The 13,128-nt window shown below is 60.7% G+C and carries 9 protein-coding genes; 6 read left to right on the forward strand and 3 right to left on the reverse strand.

Features of this window, described 5'->3' with window-relative positions:
- Position 1 precedes the first annotated feature (1 nt).
- From JJQ51_RS24905 to JJQ51_RS24930, 6 genes are all read left to right on the forward strand, one after another.
- Positions 2-895, forward strand: coding sequence for a VOC family protein (locus JJQ51_RS24905; protein WP_269245452.1), 894 nt, complete (start codon positions 2-4; stop codon positions 893-895).
- A gap of 26 nt (positions 896-921) precedes the next feature.
- The gene (locus JJQ51_RS24910; RefSeq protein ID WP_113395154.1) at positions 922-2,505 is read left to right on the forward strand and encodes a bifunctional 3-(3-hydroxy-phenyl)propionate/3-hydroxycinnamic acid hydroxylase; all 1,584 of its coding nucleotides are present in this window, start codon (positions 922-924) and stop codon (positions 2,503-2,505) included.
- 48 nt (positions 2,506-2,553) lie between these two features.
- Positions 2,554-3,864: an MFS transporter gene (locus tag JJQ51_RS24915; protein ID WP_113420673.1), complete on the forward strand. Its 1,311-nt coding sequence runs from the start codon at positions 2,554-2,556 to the stop codon at positions 3,862-3,864.
- Positions 3,865-3,907: 43 nt separating this feature from the next.
- Positions 3,908-4,756 carry a fumarylacetoacetate hydrolase family protein gene (locus JJQ51_RS24920; protein ID WP_113353412.1) on the forward strand — a complete coding sequence of 283 codons (849 nt, stop codon included), beginning with the start codon at positions 3,908-3,910 and terminating at the stop codon, positions 4,754-4,756.
- Between the two features lie 134 nt (positions 4,757-4,890).
- Entirely contained in the window at positions 4,891-6,858 is a 1,968-nt protein-coding gene (locus JJQ51_RS24925) for a glycoside hydrolase family 3 protein (protein ID WP_113395152.1), read from the forward strand.
- A gap of 647 nt (positions 6,859-7,505) precedes the next feature.
- Positions 7,506-9,584: an acyltransferase family protein gene (locus JJQ51_RS24930; protein WP_113420877.1), complete on the forward strand. Its 2,079-nt coding sequence runs from the start codon at positions 7,506-7,508 to the stop codon at positions 9,582-9,584.
- A gap of 280 nt (positions 9,585-9,864) precedes the next feature.
- Here the strand turns inward: JJQ51_RS24930 and JJQ51_RS24935 are convergent, their stop codons facing one another.
- The 3 genes from JJQ51_RS24935 to JJQ51_RS24945 form a co-directional block, all read right to left on the reverse strand.
- The gene (locus JJQ51_RS24935) at positions 9,865-11,559 is read right to left on the reverse strand and encodes a dihydroxyacetone kinase family protein (RefSeq protein WP_113395151.1); all 1,695 of its coding nucleotides are present in this window, start codon (positions 11,557-11,559) and stop codon (positions 9,865-9,867) included.
- A gap of 273 nt (positions 11,560-11,832) precedes the next feature.
- Positions 11,833-12,633: a bestrophin-like domain gene (locus tag JJQ51_RS24940; protein ID WP_113353584.1), complete on the reverse strand. Its 801-nt coding sequence runs from the start codon at positions 12,631-12,633 to the stop codon at positions 11,833-11,835.
- A gap of 168 nt (positions 12,634-12,801) precedes the next feature.
- Positions 12,802-13,128, reverse strand: coding sequence for a hypothetical protein (locus JJQ51_RS24945; RefSeq protein WP_095438722.1), 327 nt, complete (start codon positions 13,126-13,128; stop codon positions 12,802-12,804).

The following is a 13,128-nucleotide window of genomic DNA, read 5'->3' on the forward strand; positions in this document are numbered from 1 at the left end:
CATGACTGAATTTCCTGTCATCGCTTTGCGCAGCGTGGAACTGGGTACGCCCGATCTCGCGTCGTCTGTCGACTTTTATACCCGCGTCTGGGGCCTGGATGTCGTCGCCGAAGTGGAGGGCAAGGTTTTCCTGGCGGCAACGGGTGCTGATTTTCATGTGTTGGAGCTAAAGCAAAGCAGCCGTTCGGAATTGCGCAAGATCAGTTTTCGCGTCGGTTCGGCTGAAGCGCTGGCGTCGCTGTTCGCAAAGACGGTTACCGCAGGCTGTGCTGTCCTGCGCGACATCGGACCCGCTGATGGTCCCGCCGGTGGCGAGCGTTTCGTCATCCGCGAGCCGCAAGGCGCCGTTCTGGAATTCGTGCACGGCGACCGCCGCAAGCATGGCCGCGTGGTTCCCAACCGGCCGGAACGTCTGGCGCATGTCAACATTAACAGCGCTGATATCGAGGCGCTTTCGGACTTCTATCGCAATGTCCTCGGCTTCCGCCTGACGGACCGGTCGAGACTTATGGCTTTCCTGCGCTGCAACGACGACCATCATGCGGTCGTGCTGGCCGAGGCACCGGTCAATGGGCTGAACCATGTCGCCTTCCTGATGCCCGACCTCGAATCCGTCATGCGAGGTTCTGGTCGCGTCGTCGATCACGGCTATCCGATCGGCTGGGGCGTGGGCCGGCATGGGCCGGGCGACAACGTCTTTGCCTATTTCGTCGACCCGCAAGGCGTAGTGATCGAGTACACCGCCGAAGTCCTGGGGGTGGACGACTCCTATCGCGCCCGAGGACCCGAGGAATGGGTCTGGCCGCCCGGCCGAACCGATCACTGGGGCATTGCGCCTCCCAAAAGCGACGCCTGCAAGAAGGCACAGATTTGCATCGGCTTTTCCGGCGCCTGATGCGCCCAATAGACATTTGCAGAGGCATGCCCGTGACGAACGATAACGATATTTCGAACTCTTATGACGTGCTGGTGGTCGGCTTCGGCCCGGCTGGAGCCGTGGCCGCCGGCATGCTCGGCGCGCAAGGCCATTCCACGCTCGTCGTCGATCGGTTGACCGGTATCTATGACAAGCCGCGCGCTATCGCGCTCGACCACGAAATCCTGCGCCACTTCGACAATATGGGCATCGCCGACGAGGTGCTTCCCCATACCGCGCCGTTCACGGCCTCCCAGCACTTCGGCGCAGAGGGGCAGCTCATCCGTCGTATCGACATGGTGCCGGAACCGTATCCGCTCGGCTACACCCCGAGCATGGTGTTTACCCAGCCTCCGGTCGAAGCCGTGCTGAGACGGCATGCCGAAAGTTTCGACTGCGTGACGATAGAACTTGGCACGGAAATGGTCGATCTCGATCCTCAGGGGAATGAAGTGGTCGCGACGCTTCGGGATTCGTCCGGCGAGAGCCAGAGGATCACAGCGAGATATGTGATCGGCTGCGACGGGGCGTGGAGCCGTGTGCGTGAACTGTCGGGAATGAAGCTTAAGGATCTCGTCTTCGACGAGCCGTGGCTCGTAGTCGATTTGCAGGTACATGAAACCGCGCTGGGCAAGCTACCACAGACTTCGGCCCAGTTCTGCAATCCAGCGCGTCCGACCAGCTACATCATGGGGCCCAAAAATCACCGTCGCTGGGAAATCATGCTTCTGCCGGGCGAGGATCCACGCGAGATGGAAAAGCCCGACAATGTCTGGCGGCTGCTGTCGCCCTGGCTGGCGCCGGAAGACGGCGAGCTTTGGCGGGCCGCCGCCTATCGCTTTCATGCGCTGGTGGCCGACGAATGGCGGCGGGGGAAAGTCATGATCGCCGGCGATGCCGCGCATCAGCAGCCGCCCTTTATCGGCCAGGGCATGTGCCAGGGCCTGCGCGACGTTTCCAATCTCGTCTGGCGGCTCGACCGCATCCTGAAGGGGCAGTCTTCCGAAGCGCTGCTGGATACCTACACGGTGGAACGCAAGCGGCATGTGCAGACGCTGACCGGCAAGATCAAGGCGATTGGCCAGACGATCTGCGAACGCGATCCGGAAGCCGCCGCGGCGCGTGATGCCCGCATACTTGCCGAGGGCGGCGGTCGGCCTCTTACCATTACCCGGCAGGAAATCGTCCCGCCCATCGAGGATGGGCTGATCGCCGAAGAAGGCACGCCGGCGCGAGGATTGTTGTTCCCGCAGCCGGCAATCGTCGAAGACCCCGCTCCGCGCTTGATGGATGCCTTTACCGGAGCGCAATGGCGGCTTGTGCTCGACGGCCGCCGGATCGGGATGGCGGAAGGACAGGCGCTCGCCGACGCGATCGACGGCATCGTGGTGAAGGCTGTTGTGCCTCAAGGCGATAATACAGCCGATCCGGCCGCGCTCCGAGAAAGGGATGGCGTGCTTTCGGCCTGGTTCGAACGGCATGAAGCGATCGCTGCGCTCGTACGTCCTGACCACTATGTCTTTGGCGCCGCAGGCAACCTCGAGGCGCTTCGCCAGCAGATCGCGGACCTGCGCGCTCGCCTTGCCTGAGTCCCGCATCGGCAATCGCAGTTTTCTTTGAAGTTCTGGGAGGAACATATGTCTGAACCAACCATCGATACCGTCAGCAAATGGCGACCTTTTGCCGTCCTTATCCTGCTTTTCCTGTTCCAGACGCTGAACTTCTTCGACAAGCTCGTCTTCGGCCTTTCCGCCGTGTCGATCATGAAGGACCTCGGTATTTCGCCACAGCAGTTCGGCCTGATCGGCAGCAGCTTCTTTCTGCTGTTCTCGATTTCGGGCGTTCTTGTCGGTCTCTTCATGATCGGTCGTGTCCCCGTCAAATGGATCCTTGTCATTCTGGCGGCAATCTGGTCGCTCGCGCAGATCCCGATCTATTTTACCAGCTCGGTGACGGTTCTGGTCGCCTGCCGCATTTTGCTCGGCCTCGGCGAGGGACCTGGGCTGCCGACGGCATTGCATGCCTGCCATAACTGGTTCAGCCCGCAAAAGCGCAGCGTGCCAAGCGCCGTCGTGTTGCAGGGCATCAGTGTCGGCTTGCTCGCCGGTGGGCCGATCCTGACCTATGTCATCGTCAATTACGGCTGGCGTTCGGGCTTCCTGTTCTGCGGGCTGATCGGTGTTGCCTGGATCATCGCCTGGCTGCTCATCGGCGGCGAAGGGCCGCATGCCGTCGCGGAAAATGAAAAGGCGCGCGCCGTAGTGGGCGAGACCCCGATCCCAGCCCGCAAACTCTGGCTCGACCCGACCGTGATCGGTGTCATCATCATGTCGACCATGTCTTACTGGATCGTCGGCATGTCGGCCACGTGGCTGCCGCCCTTCCTGCAGCAGGGCCTTGGCTATTCGCAGACCGAAACCGGCTCGATCATTTCGGCCGTCTATATCTTCCAGTCGCCGCTGTTGCTGGTTGGTTCATGGATCGCGCAGCGCATGCTTCAGAAGGGCGCCAGCAAACGTGCTTCCCTCGGCAGCGCTTCTGGCTATGCGCTTCTCGTCAGTGGATTGGCGCTGATCGCCTCGGTTCATGTCAGTGGTCCATTGCAACTGGCGCTGATCGCGATCGCTTTCGCTGCTCCAAGTCTGACCACGATATACGGCCCGATCACGCTCGGTAGCGTCGCGCCGGCTGTCCAGCGCGGCCGGCTGATCGTCGTGATCTATTCGGCGAATGCGGTGTCCGCACTCGCATCCAACGCCGTCACCGGCATGATCGTGCAGGCAGCCGGACCCGATCATGTCGCGGCCGGCTATGCAAATGCCATGCTGTTCACGGCCGCGATCCTCATCATTGGCGCAATTTCCGCCTTCGCGCTGATCTTCCCGGATCGCACCATCGAGCGCTTCGGCAAGTTAACGCGCTTCACCGATCAAATGCAGCGGGTGTGAACGCGCCCGTCGCCCAGTCCGACCCCCTAAAGGAGCAAGAACCATGAGACTGTCCACCGTCAAGATCGCCGGCTGCACGACCTGGGGCGTCATCGAGGACGATCGCTTCCTCGATGCCGGCGCGGTTCTCGCGTCACGCTATGCCGATCTCAAATCGGCTGTGGCCGGCGACCTTGCCGGCGTTGCCGAGGCCGCTGGTTCCGCCGCCGCCACGCCGCTAGGTGACGTCGAATGGCTGCCGGTCATTCCCAATCCCGACAAGATCCTCTGCGTTGGGCTGAACTATGAAATGCATCGCAAGGAGACGGGGCGTGCGGAGGTGGAAAACCCGACGATCTTTGCCCGCTATGCCAATAGCCAGACGGGCCATCTCGCCCCGATCGTGCGCCCGAGGGTCTCGACGGAACTTGATTTCGAAGGCGAGCTGGCGGTCATCATCGGCAAATCGGGCCGTTACATCACCCGCGATGAGGCCATGGGATACGTTGCTGGCTATGCCTGCTACAATGACGGCAGCGTGCGTGATTTCCAGCGTCATACGCATCAGTTCACACCGGGCAAGAACTTTCCCGACACCGGCGCTTTCGGGCCTTGGATGATGACGCCGGACGAACTTGGTCCGCTGCCCGATCTTCGCATTCAGACGCGCCTCAATGGGACCGTCGTGCAGGATGCGACCTTCGGCCAAATGATTTTCGATATCGCCCGGCAGATCGAATATTGCTCCAGCTTCACACGGCTGGAACCGGGCGACGTCATCGTCAGTGGCACACCGGGCGGGGTTGGCGCCAAGCGGCAGCCGCCGCTGTGGATGAAGCCGGGAGACGTCGTGGAGGTGGAGATCGACAGGCTCGGCATTCTCAGCAACCCGGTCGTTGATGAACTAGGTTAGTATATGCTTACAGTTTGCGGTTGCGAACTGATGGGCATCGACGGGCCGACAGGTGCCGCCAAAGTACATGAGGCGGCACGGTTTGCCCCCTTTAATTTGTCGGGATCGATTGAAATTCTTTGGGGAGGGATGCCGTGAAACAGTTCATTGCCTTATGTGCGGCCGTATCGTTGCTCGCTTCAACGGCTTTGTCGCAGGAGCAGCCGGCGCTTTCGGCCCGCGTCGCCAAGACGCTGACCATTGACGGGCTTTCCTTCAAGGATCTCAATCGCAATGGCAAACTTGATCCTTATGAGGACTGGCGCCTCCCGGCTGCCGAGCGGGCGGCCAATCTCATCAGTCAGATGACGCTAGAGGAGAAGGCCGGCCTCATGATGCATGGCACGGCTCCATCCGCCGGTCCCGGTTCCGGGATGGGGGTCGGGACCGAATATGATCTTGCACGCGCCAAGGAGATGATCGACGGGCGCAAGGTCGTGACCTTCATAACGCGATTGGCGGGCGATGCCGCCCTATTGGCCGAGCAGAACAACAAGCTTCAGGAGATCGCGGAAGCTGGCCGGCTTGGGATTCCAGCGACGATCAGCACCGATCCGCGCAATCATTTCCAATTCGTACTCGGCGCGAGTGTTTCGGCCGGCGGATTCTCGAAATGGCCCGAGACCTTAGGGTTGGCGGCCATAGGCGATCCATCGCTCGTTCGCCGTTTCGGCGACATTGTCCGTCAGGAATACCGCGCCGTCGGCATACAGGAAGCATTGTCTCCGCAAGTGGATCTTGCCAGCGAGCCGCGCTGGCCACGCACCAACGGTACGTTCGGCGAGGATGCGCAACTTTCCAAATCCATGGCGGAAGCTTATGTGGCGGGGTTTCAAAACGGCGAGAACGGCATTAACAAGGACAGTGTCGTCGCCGTGGCCAAACACTGGGTCGGCTACGGTGCGGCAAAAGACGGTTATGACAGCCACAACGCCTATGGACGCCACGCGACCTTTCCAGGCAATAATTTTGCCGAACATCTCATTCCGTTTGAGGGAGCTTTCAAGGCGAAGGTCGCCGGCGTCATGCCGACATATTCGATCCTTGACGGTGTGACGCTCGGCGGCAAGCTGCTGGAGCCGGTGGGAGCGGGATACAGCAAGCAGCTTCTGACCGATCTGCTGCGTGGCCAATACGGCTTCCAGGGTGTCGTTCTCAGCGATTGGCTGATCACCAACGACTGCAAGGGAACTTGCCTGGATGGCGAGAAGCCGGGCGTAAAGCCGACTTTGAACGAGGAAACCTTCGGCATGCCTTGGGGCGTGGAGGATTTGAGCCGTGTCGACCGCTTTGCCAAGGCCGTCAATGCCGGCGTCGATCAGTTCGGCGGTGTCACTTCTTCCGATCTTCTCGTTCAGGCGGTGAAGGAAGGAAAGATCAAGCAACAGCGCATCGATCAATCCGCAACTCGTATCCTTGTCCAGAAATTCGAGCAGGGCCTTTTTGAAAATCCCTATGTCGAACCGCAAAAGGCGCACGTGATTGTTGGCAATGGGGCATTTGCTGCGGAGGCAACCGCCGCTCAAAGCCGCGCCATGGTCTTGCTCGACAATAAGGCTGGCCTGCTGCCTGTGACGCCAGGCAAAAAGGTGTTCCTGTACGGCGTTGATGCAAAAATCGTGTCGGCACGCGGCTTTACCGTGGTGACGGACGCCAAGGATGCCGATTTTGCGGTGATGCGTCTCAGCGCGCCCTATCAGCAGCCTCATATGAACTATTTCTTCGGTTCCCGTCAGCAGGAAGGCGATTTGGATTTCAAGGACGGCAATGCCGATTTCGAGACGTTCAAGGAAACGGCGAAACAGGTTCCGACGGTTGTCTCCATCTATCTGGCCCGTCCGGCAATCCTCACCGGCATACGCGAGCATGCCGCTGCAATCCTCGCCAATTTCGGCGCAAGCGACACAGCCTTGTTCGATGTGATCGAGGGCAAGCGGAAAGCTGAAGGCAGGCTGCCTTTCGAGCTTCCTTCATCGATGGAAGAGGTGCGCGCGCAGAAATCCGATGTGCCGCACGACACATCCCGCCCGCTTTATCCGATCGGTTATCGCATGCAGTACTGATATCGGGCCGGTCCGACCTGGTTTGACAAATCGGCCCGATAGGTCATCAGCAGCCGGCGAAGCTGTTGATCGATCTGGCAATGGTAATATCGAGTTCGCGCATTTGGTCTCCCATCGCGTCGCGATGGGACGCGCCAGCTCAATGATATCTGCCCGAAGCCACCATGGGAGCTATAAGCAGGCGGTTCAAGCCCTTTTGAGACACTCTCTGAAAGACAGCGGAATGAGATCGGCCATGGGCGAAAAAGTCGCGCCAGCGACAATGGTGCTGTCGGTTCGATCCATTCGGCGATCCGATCATCGTTGTTGCGGGTTGCCGCGGGACCGATTGTTGACCTTGACCTTCCTATTCCTTGTAAGATCGTGAAGGTTTGGGAGCTATGTCGCTCTTGCACTGGGGACGACCAGGCTGACGTGACACGCTGGAATTCCGTGTCGGCCGGTCAGATGCGCCGCCGCCGACGCATCGGAAGGCCTTGATGCTTGATCGCCTCCGTCGGCCCCATTCTGGTGGCGCCCTGACCGACGCCTCGAGAAAGCACTCGAAACCAGGGTTCTTCAGCTTTACGTCAGTCAAAGAGATTATTTCCCAGAAAAACAACACGCCGCGGCTGTATGCACGTGTCGGCGGCGTCGGAGCGTTGAATTTGAATCTTGTTCTTAGGCGCTCGTCGTCCGTGGCGTCCGTCCCCGGATACGAGCCTGGCGGCTTCACCTATCGCCGCGATATCGACGGCCTGCGCGCCCTGGCGATCCTTCCGGTCGTTCTCTATCACACCAGCATCCCGGGGTTTGGCGGCGGCTTCGTCGGCGTTGATATATTCTTCGTCATTTCCGGCTTCCTGATGGCATCACTGATTTCCAAGGAAATCGCGACGGGCGAATTCAGTCTCGTCCGATTCTATGAGCGCCGTATCCGGCGGATTTTTCCGGCATTGTTCGCTGTCCTGGCCACGTCTTCGGTCGCGGCATGGTTCCTGCTGATGCCAGCCGAATTTGCCTATTTCGCGCGTAGCTTGAAGGCGGCCGCCCTGTTCACATCGAATATCCAATTCGACAAGGAGAGCGGATACTTCGATATCGGCGCGCAAATGAAGCCGCTGCTGCACACTTGGTCCTTGGCGGTCGAGGAGCAGTTCTACATTCTGTTTCCCTTGCTGTTATTGGTCCTAAACCGGTTTGCGCGACGGTATATCGCATCGATCCTGGCTGGATTGCTGGCCGTGTCTTTCGCAGCGGTCACATGGACGCTGTTCCGGTCGCAGCCCGACGCATTTTATCTGCTGCAATTTCGCGCCTGGGAGCTGCTCCTAGGAGCGATGCTGGCCTTCGGTGTCCTACCGATGCCAAAGCGACCCCAGGTGCGAGCCGGATTGGCCTGCGCCGGTGTGCTTTTGATCGCGATCGCCGTCTTCGGCTTTAGCGAGCGGACACTCTTCCCCGGGCCGGCAGCTCTGGTACCCTGTCTTGGCGCGGCACTGGTGATCCATGCGCGAGACGAGCTCGGGCCAGCGAGCAGAGTTCTACGATCGCGGCCAATGGTCTTCGTTGGGTTGATCTCCTACTCGCTTTATCTCTGGCATTGGCCGCTCATCGTCTTCAGCCGCGAGGTGACGGGACGGGAGCTTTCGCTGATGCAGGGCGGCCTGATCGTGCTGGCGTCGCTCGCCATGTCCATCATCTCATGGCGCTTCATCGAGCGGCCGTTCCGTGGACGCGGCAGCCTGGTAAAGCGCTCGCCGTTATTTGCTGGGGCACTGACCGTCGTGATCGCCGCTGCCGGATTGGGAGACTATGTCGCCCATCACGGCGGTGTACCCGGTCGACTGCCGGCGGATGTGCAGCGGGTCTATGCTTCCACTTACGATCAGAGCCGCTTCAGCCTACCGCCGTGCTTTGCTGAATCCGACACGGCAGGGCGTCCTGCTGCGGATATTCGTGCGGGCAAGCTTTGTCCGCTTGGGCCGGAGGAGGCGGCGAAACCCACTTTTCTCGTTTGGGGCGATTCCCATTCCGGCGCCATGGCGCCCGCCATCGATGCGGCGGCGAGGCAGGTTGGGATCAGCGGCCTATTCGCAGGCCATTCGTCGTGCCCGCCTTTGCCAGATGTTCAGCTCACACCGCGCGGTGATACCGAGCTTTGCGGCGATTTCAACGGCGCGGTGCTCGATCTGATTAAGGCCCAGCATATTCCACTGGTTTTCCTGGTGGCCTATTGGCCCAAATATGTCCACGATGCCGAAATGCCCAATGAGGGGCCGTATTTCGATGCTTCCGTGCAGCCTCCAGTGGAGGATCGATCGGCGTCGGTCGCCCAATCGATGGACCGCCTGATTGCCGATCTGACTAGTCAGGGCATCAAGGTCGTGCTGGTCTCGGATGTCCCCGAAATGGGGCGCTATATGCCGGAGGCCGTCGCCAAGGCGATGATGCAAGGCACGTCAACGGAGGTTGCTCCCCCCTTGGAGTATATCGAGAAGAGACAGGCGCTCTCGCATGTGATCCTAAGCCGTGTGGCTGCGAAATATGGTGCAACGATCATCGATCCGCTTCCAGCCATCTGCGGCAGCGATCGTTGCGATGCCGTGCGAAACGGTCTGCCGCTTTATAAGGATGCCGATCATCTCACAGCGACGTTCGCGGCGACCTTGAGCTCGCTCTACGTTCCCGTGCTGTCCGAAGCTCGTCGATCGCTGCGGGCGACCTTGGATTCCTCCGGAAAGTGAGTGGGACGAGAATGTATTTCGTTTCCACGGCTGACTCATGCTGCCGGCGTAGGGGGGCAGGGTGGACCGATTGGTCGATCCGTATCGGCAGCCTCTCCCAAAGAAGGATTGGCTGCCGTAGCTGGCGATACAGCGAAATCGATTATATGGCGTTCCTCTAACTGTCCGATCCTGCAGCGCGTAATGCGAATGCTCATACAGCCAAGAAGATGGCCATAAGTGCGACATGGATGGCGGTCGGAGCGGTTCGAATGTCGGGTTTGGCGCTACGCCAGCGAAATCAGAGACTTGTCGCCAGTGCCTCCATCCAGATCGCGACGGCTGCTGCGCCACCGTCTTGGGTGCCGAGAGCTCTTTCGCCAAGATAGCTCGCGCGGCCGAGTTTCGGTACCATATCCGCCGTGCGGCGTGCGCCTTCGGCCGCGGCGGAGGCTGCCTGCTTCCAGGCCTCGGCGGCGGGCACCTTGACGCCGGCTGCCTTGAGCGCTCGCAAGGCCGGATCAAGCGCATCGAGCATGGTGCGGTCACCCGGCTTTGCTCCCCCGATCTCGCTGATGGCAGCAATACCGATCGCGAGGGCGGCGCGAAAATCTTCAGGCGAGAAACGATTGTGCTCGCCGAGATGGCGCCCAGCCCGCGTCAACGCGATTGCATAGAAGGGCCCGGAGCTTCCGGCGATCGCCCGCCGTAGCGCATTGCCGATTGCGACCAGCGCGTTGGCGGGGTTGATCCAGGCGCTTTCGGGCAGGGCGCGAATGGCTTCGGCGCCACGAAGCATGCTCGCGCCGAGATCGCCGTCGCCTGCCTTGCTGTCGAGCTCGGTCAGATGGGCTTCGGCCGCCTCCAGCGCATCACAGACGGCGAGACCGATGCGGCGCAAATCGTGAGGGTCGAACCGGCCCGCATCGCCGAGCGGAGCTTCGCTCTCCGGCATGTTCGGCACCCGCACGATATGGGGTGCTTCCGAGATCGCGCCGCCCCGCGGCCACGCGGTCGCGGATGTATCGGCATCCAGCAGTTCGATATCGCCCTCGTCCAGGTTCAGGAGTGAAATCGAGCAACCCGGCATTTCGAGCGCCGTCAGGAAATTGCCGCTCCAGGCCCGTTCGATCCTGAGACCACGAGAACGCAGCGATGCGATCGCGCGACGGGTGACGACCGCCAGCTCCATGGGCGGCGTTGCCCCGAGCCCATTGATGAGCAATGCGACCCTGGAACCTAACGCAAGCTGCATGTCCGTGACGATCTGCCCGATGATCCTGTCGGTGATGGCGTCCGCAGGCAGATGTTTCGTGCGCTCGACGCCCTTTTCGCCATGGATGCCGAGGCCAAGTTCGATTTCGTCATCAGCGAGCGTGAAACCGGCCTTGCCGGCGGCCGGCACGATGCAGGCACCGAGCGCTACGCCCATTGTGCCGAGTCGCGACGCGGCCGACCGAGCGATGGCGGCAACCTCCTTCAGGCTCTTGCCGCTCGCCGCGGCCGCGCCCGCGATCTTATGGACAAGTACCGTTCCGGCGATGCCGCGGCGGCGCTCACGCGGCACGAGACCGGAAAGCGCCACATCGTCCGCCACGACGACGAGCTCGGTCGGGATTCCCTCGATAGCGGCGAGTTCTCCGGCAAGGCCGAAATTCAAGCGGTCGCCGGTATAATTCTTCACGATCAGCAGCGCGCCGGCGGGGCCGGCGCTGGCGCGAATGGCGGCAAGCACGGCATCGACGCTCGGCGAGGTGAAGACCTCGCCGGTAACAGCCGCGGTCAACATGCCAGGCCCGACATACCCGGCATGGGCCGGTTCATGGCCGGCGCCGCCGCCCGAGATCAGGGCGACCGCCCGGTCCGCGATCGCGGGTAGGTCGGCGCGCAGGATGACATTCTCCGTGTCGAGCAGCGCAAGGCCGGGCGCGAGGGCGACAATGCCCTCCAGCATTTCCCGCACCACGTCAGCGGGTCGATTGATAAGTTTCTTCATTATCCTTCATCCTATTGCTGCTTGCACGGAAGCGCTTTCAGTCGCTTCGCACCTTCCTCGATGAGCGCCAGGATCAACGGCAAAACACATGTGTCGCAATCTTCCCCCCAGGCCCGAAAACCGAGCCCGGTGCGACCCTCACGCCTGCCTTCTCCAGGATCCTGCGCGCCATATCATAGCTGCAAGACGCGCACGTTCGCCAGCTATCGAGTTTCGATCCGATGATTTCGCGCCCACGCGTCGATCGAGCGATGTACACGGCTTTGTCGACTGCTATGGCGCCAGCATATCGGCGAGCGCATGCCGCATGGATTCGCTCGAAATGCCGAAGAGACCGCCATAGGGAAGGTCGAGATCCAAGATGACAAACATGACGCTCGCCACCGAAATGATGGCGACGGTGACAATGGAGCCGGTGAGCGGGTTTCTGGGGGCCTGAAGACCAAAGCTTAGGAATACCAGCATAAGCCAGAAGATCAGGACACCAAGAAACGGTGCCGAAAGCGAGCCGTGCGCGTCCTCGATCACGGTCCATCGCGCCGCCAGGAGATCACTGAAGAGCTGATTACAACGGGTCACGAGCAACTGATGCAAGGGATCGGTGGGCCGCTCGCGGGCAATGCCGAGACCCATATCATTGAGAATTGCTCCAAGAACGGGCGCTTCGCCAGTCAAAGGCAATTTTGATATGTCGGGATATGTCACCCCCGCTGGAACTGGCTCACCTGGCCATGTGCTGGCAATGACGGCGGTTGTGTAGCCGCGCAGAAGTTGTCGCTCATGATCCAATGCCGGGCCGTAATTCCTCAGACAGCGGTCCATCTCTGCCAGGCTGGCGGCGTAGCGGTTGCGATCGTGAGACGCCGTTGTGAATGCGTTCAGCTCCGATGCCAGGAGCAAGCTCATGACGAGTGCGGCAAAGGTGACAAGAAGGGCTGTAACGACCCGGAGAAAGTCCATCGTCTCGTTGCCGCGATGCGGGGCGGGTAATCTCGCGCGCAATATCGAACCGAGCGCGGCGCTAAACACGAGGAGAATAAACAAAGCCAGCGTCCACACCGCTTCGCGCTGCATCGAAAAATGCTCCTGCTCCATATGGCCGTTGATTATGTCATGTATATCGAGGAAGCGGGAGGATAAAAGCTCCATCCTTTCACGGGTGTTCGCATAGCCCAGCAGGCCGGTATCCCTTGCAGCCGGGGGAGTTTTGAAATCAGCTATGCGACAAGTTGGCAGAATGGATCAGGTGCATACCGCGATGCAAACGGACAGCCAGATCAAGGCGACCCCAAGTGCCAACGCGCGCCTGGCACCGACAACTTTCTCCGCCTCTTCTTCCGCTACCGGCGTCGTTACGATCCAGGGCACGGAGCCGAGAGCTGCGAATCCGATAATGGCTAAGGCCACGACGAAATAATCGGATATACGCCAGGGCCCCTGATCATACACTCCCCAATAGCCCAGAAAGGCCATTCCCACTGCAAACATCGTCGCGGACGCTGAGCAAAGCCCCGTGACGGAGCCCGCGGGTGCCCGCAACTTGCTTTTCTCCGGTGTTGACCCGTTCAT

Origin of the sequence: Rhizobium sp. AG207R (genome assembly GCF_027109195.1) — a bacterium.
Taxonomy (GTDB): Bacteria; Pseudomonadota; Alphaproteobacteria; order Rhizobiales; family Rhizobiaceae; genus Rhizobium; species Rhizobium dioscoreae.

What these genes read in the sequence shown, in the direction of transcription:
- JJQ51_RS24905 (WP_269245452.1), top strand. Translation starts at nt 2, where the DNA reads ATGACTGAATTTCCTGTCATCGCTTTGCGCAGCGTGGAACTGGGTACG.
- JJQ51_RS24910 (WP_113395154.1), top strand. Translation starts at nt 922, where the DNA reads ATGCCCGTGACGAACGATAACGATATTTCGAACTCTTATGACGTGCTG.
- JJQ51_RS24915 (WP_113420673.1), top strand. Translation starts at nt 2,554, where the DNA reads ATGTCTGAACCAACCATCGATACCGTCAGCAAATGGCGACCTTTTGCC.
- JJQ51_RS24920 (WP_113353412.1), top strand. Translation starts at nt 3,908, where the DNA reads ATGAGACTGTCCACCGTCAAGATCGCCGGCTGCACGACCTGGGGCGTC.
- JJQ51_RS24935 (WP_113395151.1), bottom strand. Translation starts at nt 11,559, where the DNA reads ATGAAGAAACTTATCAATCGACCCGCTGACGTGGTGCGGGAAATGCTG.
- JJQ51_RS24940 (WP_113353584.1), bottom strand. Translation starts at nt 12,633, where the DNA reads ATGCAGCGCGAAGCGGTGTGGACGCTGGCTTTGTTTATTCTCCTCGTG.
- JJQ51_RS24945 (WP_095438722.1), bottom strand. Translation starts at nt 13,128, where the DNA reads ATGAACGGGTCAACACCGGAGAAAAGCAAGTTGCGGGCACCCGCGGGC.